Source organism: Mycobacterium sp., from assembly GCF_039583785.1.
Lineage (GTDB): Bacteria > Actinomycetota > Actinomycetes > Mycobacteriales > Mycobacteriaceae > Mycobacterium.
Genome location: NZ_JAVKSG010000101.1, coordinates 1 through 8,194 on the forward strand (window position 1 = coordinate 1; position 8,194 = coordinate 8,194).

An 8,194-nucleotide genomic window follows, 5' to 3' on the forward strand; every position below is an offset into this window, starting at 1 on the left:
CGCAACGTGCTTGCTGACGCGCCCCCGCCGGACGCCCCGCCGCCCGTGTTCGACGCTCCGATGCCCCCGCCACCGGCCGACCCGCCGCCTTCGCCGCCCGCGCCTGAGCCGCCCGCACCGGAGCCGCCACCGGCGGAACCGGCTGCCGTCGACCCGCCGCCTCCGCCCCCTGCGCCCGAGCCGCCCACACCGGTACAAGAGGTCGCTATCGATGCGCCCGCGCCCGACGCACCGCCACCCCCGCCGCCGGACGACCTTGCGCCCGAGCCCGCTCCGCCGCCGCAGGACGTGCATCAGGCCAACGCGGTGAGTTCGTGGACCATGGTCCCGCAGGACCGCGCGCCGGCTCTGCCGCGCAACCCGAGTTACGTCAACGACCTGCAGAAGGCGATTCAGTCGCAGAGCGTGAGCGGTAACCCCGCGCTGCGGTCGCTCGTCTGACGAGCCGTCGCAAACCGCGACTAGCGGTTGATGTCGGTGGTCGGATGCAGATACGGTAGTTCGTCGGCAGGCAGCGGGAAGACCAGGTCGCCGAAGGGCGACAGTGCGCCGGTTCGGTCGGTTGCCAGTTCGCTCACGGCGTGGTCGTCGGGGTTGGTCGTCGGCCAACCGTTGTCGACGTAACGCGTCTTCTTCTCCTTGTTGTCAGCCACGTAGACCATTCTGACAGGTCGGGTGCGGCAACGCCCGCCTCACCCTCCGTCGGCGGCAAAGGGTCACTCGACCCGCTGCTTTACGCTGGTCAGCAATGACGCAACACACGCCGGGCATCCCGCTGGGGTCTTGGCTTGCCGAGTTGCCCGACGAGCGGTTGATCCGCCTGCTGGAGCTGCGACCCGACCTCGCCCAACCGCCGCCGGGCAGTATCGCCGCGCTGGCCGCCCGCGCCCAGGCCCGCCAGTCGCTGAAGGCTGCCACCGACGAGCTGGATTTCCTGCGGCTGGCGGTCATCGACGCGCTGCTGGTGCTGCAGGCGGACACCGCACCGGTGCCGGTCGGCAAGCTGCTCACGCTGATCGGCGACCGGGCCCCCGAAACCGATGTTCTCGCCGCACTCGAGGACCTGAAGGAACGTGCGCTGGTCTGGGGTGACATCGACGTGCGGGTCGCCTCCGACGCCGACGGCGGCCTGCCTTGGTATGTCGGTCAGGTGACGCTGGAAGACGCCGACCAGAGCGCGCAGCAGATTGCCGAGCTGATCGACGGTCTCGATGATCCGCAGCGCGAGCTGCTGGACCGGCTGCTGGAGGGCTCGCCGCTGGGGAGGACCCGCGACGCCGCGCCCGGGGCGCCAGCGGATCGCTCTGTGCCACAACTGATTGCGATCGGCCTGCTGCGCCGAATCGACGCGGACACGGTGATCCTGCCCCGTCACGTCGGACAGGTGATGCGCGGCGAGGAACCCGGGCCGGTGCGGCTCGCGGCACCCGATCCGGTGGTGTCCACCACGACGCCCGCCGACGCCGACGCCGCGGCTGCCGGCGCGATCATCGACCTGCTCCGCGAGCTCGACCTGGTAATCCAATCACTCAGCGCCGCACCGATTCCCGAGCTTCGCAGCGGCGGGCTCGGCGTGCGCGAGGTGCGCCGGCTGACGAAGGTCACTGGCGTCGACGAAGCCCGGTTGGGTTTGATCCTGGAGTTGGCCGCCGCCGCGGGCCTGATCGCGAGCGGTCTTCCCGATCCGCAGCCGAGCGTCGGCGATCCGCCGTACTGGGCACCGACGGTGGCCGCCGACCGTTTCACCGAGGCCACCGTTGCCGAACGCTGGCATCTGCTGGCCACCACCTGGCTCGACCTGGCGGCTCGGCCGGCGTTGATCGGGAGCCGCGGACCGGATGCTAAACCATATGCCGCACTGTCAGATTCGCTGTATTCGACGGCCGCTCCGTTGGATCGCCGACTCTTACTGGGCATGCTCGCCGAACTGCCGCCGGGCGCTGGAGTGGACAAGGACACCGCGTCGGCGGCGTTGATCTGGCGGCGGCCGCGGTGGTCTACGCGGCTGCAACCCGCGCCGGTGGCCGGCCTGCTGGACGAGGCGCAGCAGCTCGGCCTGGTGGGGCGCGTCGCGCTCAGCACACCGGGCCGCCTGTTCATCGACGGCGCAGACGAGGCCGTCACCATTGCGGCCATGACCCGCGCGCTACCCACGCCGATCGACCACTTCCTGGTGCAGGCCGACTTGACCGTGGTGGTGCCCGGCCCGCTAAAACGTGATCTGGCCGAGCAACTCTCGACGGTCGCCGACGTCGAATCCGCGGGAACCGCGATGGTGTACCGGGTCAGCGAACCGTCGATCCGGCATGCCCTCGACATCGGCAAGACCGCCGACGAGTTGCACTCGCTGTTCGGTAAGCACTCCAAAACGCCGGTGCCGCAGGGCTTGACGTATCTGATCGACGACGTCGCCCGCCGGCACGGCCAGCTGCGCATTGGCATGGCCACATCGTTCGTGCGGTGCGAGGACCCGACGTTGCTCGCCCAGGCCGCGGCCGCCACCGAACGCCTCGGACTCCGGGTGCTGGCGCCGACCGTGGCGATCTCGCAGGCACCCATCAACGAAGTGCTCACGGCGCTACAGGACGCCGGCTTCGCTCCGGCCGCCGAGGACGCGACGGGAACCATTGTCGACATCAGGTCCCGTAGGGCACGGGTTGCCGCGCCGCAGCGCTACCGTTCACACCGGCCGATGCCGCAGCCCAGTGGCGAAACGCTGAGCGCGGTGGTCTCGGTGCTGCGGAAGGTGACCACCGCCCCGTTCGCTCACGTGCGGATCGATCCCGCGGTGGCCATGTCGCTGCTGCAAAAGGCGGCCCGCGAGAAGGACACGGTGCTGATCAAGTACGTCGACGCCGCCGGGATGGCCACTCAGCGAGTGGTGTCGCCGATCGCGGTGACCGGCGGGCAAATGCACGCGTTCGACTCGGCCTCCAGCCGCGTCCGTGACTTCGCCGTACACCGCATCCAGTCGGTGATGACCGCCGACGGCGAAGATTAGTTGCCCGCCGGCGACGATGCAGAACGCAGCGATGAGGAGGAGCGGCGCTGGTTGCGCGCCGGCGACGATGCAGAACGCAGTGATGAGGAGGAGCGGCGCTAGTTGTCGGCGCGATCCGGATAATGGGGAGTTATGACTGACGGACCCCTGATTGTGCAGTCCGACAAGACAGTGCTGCTGGAAGTCGACCATGAGATCGCCGGTGCGGCGCGCGCGGCCATCGCGCCGTTCGCCGAACTGGAGCGGGCACCCGAACACGTGCACACCTATCGGATCACCCCGCTGGCGCTGTGGAACGCCCGCGCCGCGGGCCACGACGCCGAGCAGGTCGTCGACGCCCTGGTCAGCTTTTCCCGGTACGCGGTCCCGCAGCCGTTGCTGGTCGACATCGTCGACACGATGGCCCGCTACGGCCGGCTGCAGCTGGTGAAGAACCCGGTGCACGGCCTGACTCTGGCGAGTCTCGACCGGGCTGTGCTGGAAGAAGTCCTGCGCCACAAGAAGATCGCGCCGATGCTAGGCGCCCGCATCGACGACGACACCGTGGTCGTACATCCCAGCGAGCGCGGCCGGGTCAAACAGATGCTGCTCAAGATCGGCTGGCCCGCCGAAGACCTGGCCGGCTACGTCGACGGCGAGGCGCATCCGATCAGCCTGGTGCAGGACGGCTGGCAATTGCGCGACTACCAGGAGATGGCGGCCGACTCGTTCTGGTTGGGCGGCTCCGGTGTGGTGGTGTTGCCGTGCGGGGCGGGCAAGACGATGGTCGGCGCGGCCGCGATGGCGAAGGCCAGTGCGACGACGCTGATCCTGGTCACCAACACCGTCGCCGGCCGGCAGTGGAAGCGGGAGCTGATCGCGCGAACGTCGTTGACCGAGGAGGAGATTGGCGAGTACTCGGGTGAACGCAAGGAGATCCGGCCGGTCACCATCGCGACCTATCAGGTGATCACCCGTCGCACCAAGGGCGAGTACCGCCACCTCGAGTTGTTCGACAGCCGCGACTGGGGATTGATCGTCTACGACGAGGTGCACCTGCTGCCCGCGCCGGTGTTCCGGATGACCGCCGATCTGCAGTCCCGGCGACGGCTCGGGCTCACCGCGACGCTGATCCGCGAGGACGGCCGCGAAGGTGATGTGTTCTCACTGATCGGCCCGAAACGCTACGACGCGCCGTGGAAGGACATCGAGGCGCAGGGCTGGATCGCCCCGGCGGAGTGCATCGAGGTCCGCGTCACGATGACCGACAACGAGCGGATGATCTATGCGACCGCCGAACCCGAGGAGCGCTACAAGCTCTGCTCGACGGCGCATTCCAAAGTCGCCGTGGTGAAGTCGATTCTGGCCCGCCACCCCGACGAACCGACCCTGGTGATCGGCGCCTACCTGGATCAGCTCGATGAGCTCGGCGAGATGCTGGGCGCTCCGGTGATCCAGGGCTCGACCAAAACGGCCGAACGCGAGGAGCTGTACGACGCCTTCCGCCGCGGCGATGTGACCACCCTGGTGGTGTCCAAGGTGGCTAACTTCTCTATCGATCTTCCGGAAGCCGCTGTTGCGGTGCAGGTTTCGGGTACTTTTGGCTCACGGCAGGAAGAGGCGCAACGGCTGGGCCGGCTGCTGCGGCCCAAAGCGGACGGCGGCGGCGCGGTGTTCTATTCAGTGGTCGCCCGTGACAGTCTCGACGCCGAGTACGCCGCGCACCGGCAACGCTTTCTGGCCGAGCAGGGCTACGGCTACGTCATCCGCGACGCCGACGACCTACTGGGCCCCGCCATTTAAGGCGCTCGCAAGCGCGGCGCTCTTGCCGCACGCAGCGGATCGCCGCCGGAAGGTTTCGAGCGCCAGGATGGTCGCCGACGCCGTGCCGGGTACGCCGTACACCTGGCCCAGCCCGACCGGGAACCTGGTCGCGCTGCCATCGGCGCATCCGCTACCGATCAGCTGCGGATCGTCAGCGGGCCAGGTAGAGATGCTGGGATCGATTGCCTTCTGCGCGAGGGATCCTCCGTCAGCCGCCGAACTGATATTGCGCTGACCGAAAGGTACGACAGAATTCCACAAATCTGGAAATCACATTCTCGTCGTCGTTCGCCAGAACCGACGATCGACCGTAGGTTCGACGGTGTGCTCTTGACCAGCAAAGCGACTACGAGGAGATCACGATGACGGTCATAGTGACGCTGGAACTGCGCTTCAAGCCCGACGAGGTCGCCGCGGGGCGCGAACTGATGGGCCGGACGCTGGAAGTCACCCGGGCTTTCGACGGGAACGTCCGTACCGACGTGCTCGTCGACGAGGACGACGAAGCCCACTGGCTCATTTACGAAGTCTGGGAGACCGTCGAGGCCGACGAGGCCTACCGCGCCTTCCGCGCCGGCGAAGGCAAGGTCACCCAACTACCGCCGCTGCTGGCCGCTCCTCCGGTCAAGATCCGCTACCACACCAGCGACGTCTAGGCCAGCGCCGGAATAACCTCTCGCTCAAAGAGTTCCACGCCAGAACGGTCATACGCGGCCTCCGGGAAGTAGCAGATCACGTACTCGCAGCCGAGGTCGCGCAGCTTCTGCAGCCGCTCGACGACCTGTTCCGGCGTGCCGATGGCCGAATCGGGTCCACTGGTCGAGCCGATCATCGAGTCGGCGGCCGAGTCGGGGACGTAGCCGGCCAGTCGCTGGCGGACGCGCTGCATGCGGTCCTTCACGTCGCTCTCGGTAGCGCCGATGATCGCGTTGACGTTGATCGAGCGGACGATGGCGTCGAAGTCGGTGCCGACGTCGCGGCAGTGCCCGGCCAGGATTTCAGATTTGCGCGTAAACGCTTCGGGTTCGCCGGCGAAGTTGGTGTACTGCGCGTACTTGGCGGCGATCCGCAGCGTCTTCTTCTCCCCGCCGCCGGCGATCCACAGCGGAATACCGTTGTCCCCCAAAGGCTTGGGTTGCACGATCGCGCCGTCGACCTGGTAGTGCTTGCCATCAAAGCTGACCTTGCCGTCCCGCCAGGCGTCGCGCATGATCTGCACGCCTTCGTCGAGGCGTCCCAACCGCACGCCCGCCGACGGGAAGCCGTACCCGTAGGCCCGCCATTCGTGCTCGTACCAGCCGGCGCCGATGCCCATCTGCACACGTCCGCCGGAGATGATGTCGGTCGTCGCAGCGATTTTGGCGAGGTAGGCCGGATTGCGGTAGCTCATCGCCGTGCACATCTGGCCGAGCTTGATCCGCGATGTGCTCGCCGCGTAGGCCGACATCAGCGACCACGCCTCGTGGGTGGCTTCGCCGGTGGGCATCGGCACGGTGTGCAAGTGGTCGTACACCCACACCGAGTCCCAGGTGCTTTCGTCGGCGTAGGCGGCCAGATCGCGCATCACCGCCCAGTGTCTGTCGACGTCGATGCCGACCAGATCCAATCGCCAACCCTGCGGGATGAAGAATCCGAAACGCATGACTCGGACTGTAGCGCGCCCCTAGGCTGGCCGGATGGACCTCACCGGTATCGGGATCTGGAGCAGCCAGCTTCGTTACGGCAACGCAAGCGAATCTGCCGACGCAGCAGCCGAATTGGACGAACTCGGATTCCGTGCCCTGTGGATACCCGACGTCGGCGGGCAGGTCTTCGATGCGGTGGGCAACCTACTGGCGGCGACCAAGCAGACCACGATCGCCACCGGGATCCTGAATCTCTGGATGCACACGCCGGCTGACGTCGCCGAGAACTACGCCTCGCTGACGGCCGACCACGGCGACCGCTTCCTGCTGGGTATCGGGGTCAGCCACGCGCGGTTGATCGACGCCGGCTCACCCGGCCGGTATCGCAAACCGCTGGCCGCGACGGCGTCGTTCCTCGACGAGCTGGACGCGACGCCGCAACCGGTTCCCGCGCAGCGGCGAGTGCTGGCCGCACTCGGCCCGAAGATGCTGCAGCTGTCCGCCCGCCGCGGCGCCGGAGCCCACCCGTACCTGGTCACTCCCGACCACACCGCCTCGGCCCGCGGCACGCTGGGCGACGGACCGCTGCTACTGCCCGAGCAGACGGTGATTCTCACCGACAGCGCAGACGAAGCCCGCGCCATCGGAACCGACTGGCTACGTTCGTATATGGCGCTGCCGAACTACGCCAACAACCTGTTGCGCTCGGGCTTCTCCGAAGAAGACCTTAGCCAGGTGAGCGATCGTCTTTTCGACGCGATCATTGCGTGGGGCGACGAGGATGCCATCCTGCGCCGGGTCTCCGAGCACCGGTCGGCCGGCGCCGACCATGTCTGCCTCCAGGTGCTGCGCAGCGATCCGAAGGCCTACCCGCGTGAGCAGTGGCGCCGCATCGCCGCGGCGCTGACCTAGCTCGCCCGCAACTATGCGAACGTGACGTTGAGTTCACGTTGACTGCCGAGCGTGAAATTGTCTTCACGCTCGGCCGTGAAGCGCAGACCCCGCGCACTATCACCTCTATCAGCGCCAAAGCCCCTGAAACGCAGAGGTTTCAGGGGCTTTGAGCGTCGAAGTGAGGCTAGGTCAACGAAGCCGGCGGCAGGAAGCGGTCGCCGTACCTGGCAGCCAGCTCCTTGGCCCGAGCCACGAAGGCTTCCTTGCCCACACCGTGCGCACCCTGATACCCGACGATGAACTGCGCGCTACCACCGGTGTAGGGCGGGAAGCCGATGCCCATTATCGAGCCGATGTTGGCGTCCGCGGTCGACGTGAGAACGCCTTCGTCCAAGCACTTCTGGGTTTCCAGCGCCTCGGCGAACAGCATCCGGTCGATCATGTCCTGCAGCGGCAGGTCGGCCGAACCGGAGGAGAACGTCTCGCGCAGGCCGGGCCACAGCCGGGTGCGCTTGCCGTCTATGTATTCGTAGAAGCCGGCGCCCTTCAGACGGCTGGGCCGCTCGAGTGAGATCATCTTCTCGATGACCGCCTCGGCTGGGTGCGGAACATAGACCGCGTCCGCATCTTCCACCGCCTTACGGCTCGCAGCAGCGATCTTGTGCATCAGCTCCAGGTTGAGCTCGTCGGACAGCTGCAGCGGCGGCGCCGGGTAACCGGCCTGCGAACCGGCGTGCTCGACACTGGCGGGCTCGACACCCTCGCCCAGCATCGCCAGCGCCTCGTTGACGAAGGTGCCGATGACGCGGCTGGTGAAGAAGCCGCGGCTGTCGTTGACCACGATCGGGGTCTTGCCGATGGCCAGCGTGTA

Annotated in this window: 7 protein-coding genes and 1 pseudogene; 5 read left to right on the forward strand and 3 right to left on the reverse strand. The window is 67.5% G+C overall.

Going from position 1 to position 8,194, the window contains the following annotated elements; genetic code table 11:
* Positions 1-441 (forward strand): annotated as a pseudogene (locus ABDV69_RS19155) (hypothetical protein); the annotation flags it as partial.
* Between the two features lie 20 nt (positions 442-461).
* On the opposite strand, the gene ABDV69_RS19160 reads toward ABDV69_RS19155, so the two are convergent.
* Positions 462-662: a hypothetical protein gene (locus ABDV69_RS19160; protein ID WP_343577220.1), complete on the reverse strand. Its 201-nt coding sequence runs from the start codon at positions 660-662 to the stop codon at positions 462-464.
* An 86-nt stretch (positions 663-748) separates the two neighbouring features.
* On the opposite strand from ABDV69_RS19160, the gene ABDV69_RS19165 reads away from it, so the two are divergent.
* From ABDV69_RS19165 to ABDV69_RS19175, 3 genes are all read left to right on the forward strand, one after another.
* On the forward strand, positions 749-3,001 hold the full coding sequence (locus ABDV69_RS19165; protein WP_343577221.1) for a helicase-associated domain-containing protein: 2,253 nt from the start codon (positions 749-751) through the stop codon (positions 2,999-3,001).
* A gap of 132 nt (positions 3,002-3,133) precedes the next feature.
* Positions 3,134-4,783, forward strand: a complete 1,650-nt coding sequence (locus ABDV69_RS19170; RefSeq protein ID WP_343577222.1) for a DNA repair helicase XPB — start codon at positions 3,134-3,136, stop codon at positions 4,781-4,783.
* Positions 4,784-5,166: 383 nt separating this feature from the next.
* Complete coding sequence (locus ABDV69_RS19175) at positions 5,167-5,460, forward strand: antibiotic biosynthesis monooxygenase (protein ID WP_343577223.1); 294 nt, start codon at positions 5,167-5,169, stop codon at positions 5,458-5,460.
* Here ABDV69_RS19175 and ABDV69_RS19180 read toward each other — a convergent pair.
* The gene (locus ABDV69_RS19180) at positions 5,457-6,446 is read right to left on the reverse strand and encodes an LLM class F420-dependent oxidoreductase (RefSeq protein WP_343577224.1); all 990 of its coding nucleotides are present in this window, start codon (positions 6,444-6,446) and stop codon (positions 5,457-5,459) included. The genes ABDV69_RS19175 and ABDV69_RS19180 overlap by 4 nt on opposite strands.
* Positions 6,447-6,480: 34 nt before the next feature.
* On the opposite strand from ABDV69_RS19180, the gene ABDV69_RS19185 reads away from it, so the two are divergent.
* The gene (locus ABDV69_RS19185) at positions 6,481-7,341 is read left to right on the forward strand and encodes an LLM class F420-dependent oxidoreductase (RefSeq protein WP_343577225.1); all 861 of its coding nucleotides are present in this window, start codon (positions 6,481-6,483) and stop codon (positions 7,339-7,341) included.
* A gap of 166 nt (positions 7,342-7,507) precedes the next feature.
* Here ABDV69_RS19185 and ABDV69_RS19190 read toward each other — a convergent pair.
* The coding region (locus ABDV69_RS19190; protein ID WP_343577226.1) for a 3-hydroxyacyl-CoA dehydrogenase family protein at positions 7,508-8,194 on the reverse strand (687 nt) is incomplete at its 5' end.